Raw genomic sequence first — 2,219 nt, 5'->3', positions numbered from 1 at the left:
CGCCGGGCACGTCCTCGCGCACGATGACCACGGTTTCGCGCACGTCGGGGTGCGTGCTGAGCGAGGACTCAATCTCCCCCAGCTCGATGCGGAAGCCGCGCAGCTTCACCTGGTGGTCGATGCGGCCCAGGTACTCCAGGTCGCCGTTGGGCAGCCGCCGAGCCAGGTCGCCCGCGCGGTAGAGCTTGCGGCCCGGCACGGGGCCGAAGCCGTCGTCCACGAAGCGCGCCGCCGTGAGTTCGGGCCGGCGCAGGTAGCCTCGCGCGACACCGGCGCCGCCGACATGGATTTCACCCGGCACGCCGACGGGCACCGGCCGTCCCAGCCAGTCCAGCAGGTAGAGCTGGAGGTCGGGGAGGGGCTGGCCAATGACGCTGGAGGCAGGGCGCTCCAGGTCCGCGAGCCCCACCGGACGCCAGGTGACATGCACCGTCGTCTCGGTGATGCCGTACATGTTCACGAGCTGCGGCCGAGCATCGCCGTGCCGTTCGAACCAGGGGCGCAGCGACGCGAGGTCCAGCGCCTCACCACCGAAGATGACGTAGCGCAACGCCAGGGGCGGAGCCTCGCCCTGGGAGGCAGCCTGCTGTTCGGCGTGCAGGAGCTGACGGAATGCGGTGGGCGTCTGGTTGAGGACGGTGACGCCCTCGTCGGCCAGCAGGCGCAGGAAGGCCTGCGGCGAGCGGCTGACGAAGTACGGCACCACCACCAGCCGGCCGCCGTACAGCAGCGCGCCCCAGAGTTCCCAGACGGAGAAGTCGAACGCGTACGAGTGGAACAGCGTCCACACATCCGAAGGCCCGAAGTGGAACTTCGCCTCGGTCGCGGTGAACAGCCGCGTCACGTGGTCGTGCTGCACCATCACGCCCTTGGGACGTCCGGTGGAGCCCGAGGTGTAGATGACGTACGCCAGGTCTCCGGGCGCGCTCCGGTGCGCGAGCCGCTCCGACGAAGCCCCGGAGGCCATCGCGGCCTCGAACGTGAGGACGGTGGTTCCCTCCACCGACGGCACCCGGTCCTCCAGCGACGACTGGGTGAGGACGAGGGGCGCGTGCGCGTCCTCCAGCAGGAACGCGAGGTGCTCAAGCGGGTGCGCCGAGTCCAGCGGGAGATACGCGCCGCCGGCCTTGAGGATGCCGAGCAGCGTGACGACCAGCTCCACGCCGCGCTCCAGGCACACGCCCACGAGGACCTCGGGGCGCACGCCGCGATTCCAGAGGACGTGGGCGAGCCGGTTGGCCCGCGCGTCCAGCTCGCGGTAGGTGAGTTGGCGCAGCTCGAAGGTGACGGCGATGGCGTCCGGGGTGCGCTCCACCTGCGCCTCGAAGCGCTCCACCAGCGTGCCCGTGGGGAACGGCTCGCACGGAGGGTTCCAGCCGTGGAGCACCTGGTGGCGCTCGGCCTCCGTCATCAGGGGCAATTCGGAGAGCTTCGTCTCCGGGGCGGCGACCATGCCGACGACGACGTTCTCCACGTGGGAGAGGAGCCGGTCAATCGTCTCGGGCTCGAACAGGTCCGTCGCGTACTTGCAGCCGATGAGCAAGCCGTCGGGGCCGGGGGCGGCCTCGAACGTCATGTCGATCTCGGTGGTGCGGTTGTCCAACAGCCCCACGTCGAGCGTCAGCCCACCGCCCACCGGCTGGGCGCGCGGAATGGCGTAGTCGTCCAGGACGAAGGCGATGTTGTACAGCTCGCGCCGCTGCGAACCCGGCTGCGCGATCGCGAGCACATGGTCATAGGGCACGTACCCGTGGGCCAGTGCGGCGAGCGTCGTCTGCTTCACACTGGCGAGGAGCCCCGACACGGTGGTGTCGGAAGGCAGGCGCAGGCGCAGCGGGAGGAAGTTGGTGCAGTCGCCCACGAGGGAGCGGGTGCCCGGCACGTCGCGCCCGGACGTCGCGGAGCCGAGGATGAAGTCCGCCTGTCCGCTCCACCGATGCAGCACGGTGGCCAGCGCGGACACCAGCATCATGAAGGGCGTCGCACCCTCGCGGCGTCCCAGCGCGTGCAGCTTCGCCATCAGGGACGCGGGCAACACGCGCAGCCTGCGGGCCCCCTGGGAGGACAGCCGCTGCGGCCGGAGCTTGTCGGTGGCCAGGGCCAGCAGTGACGGAGCGCCGGAGAGCGTCTGCTTCCACCACGCCAGCTCCGTGCTCAGGGCCTGGGGCGTGAGGTTCGTCTGCTGCCACGTCGCGAAGTCGCCGTACTGGAGGGCGGGC

General features: G+C 70.8%; 1 protein-coding gene. It reads right to left on the bottom strand.

The window, feature by feature from the left end; genetic code table 11:
* The coding region (locus D7X12_RS40980) for a non-ribosomal peptide synthetase (RefSeq protein WP_120630521.1) at window positions 1–2,219 on the bottom strand (2,219 nt) is incomplete at both ends.

Source organism: Corallococcus sicarius (genome assembly GCF_003611735.1).
In the GTDB taxonomy this organism is placed as follows: Bacteria; Myxococcota; Myxococcia; order Myxococcales; family Myxococcaceae; genus Corallococcus; species Corallococcus sicarius.
This window is presented reverse-complemented; position numbering and strand designations above follow the sequence as displayed.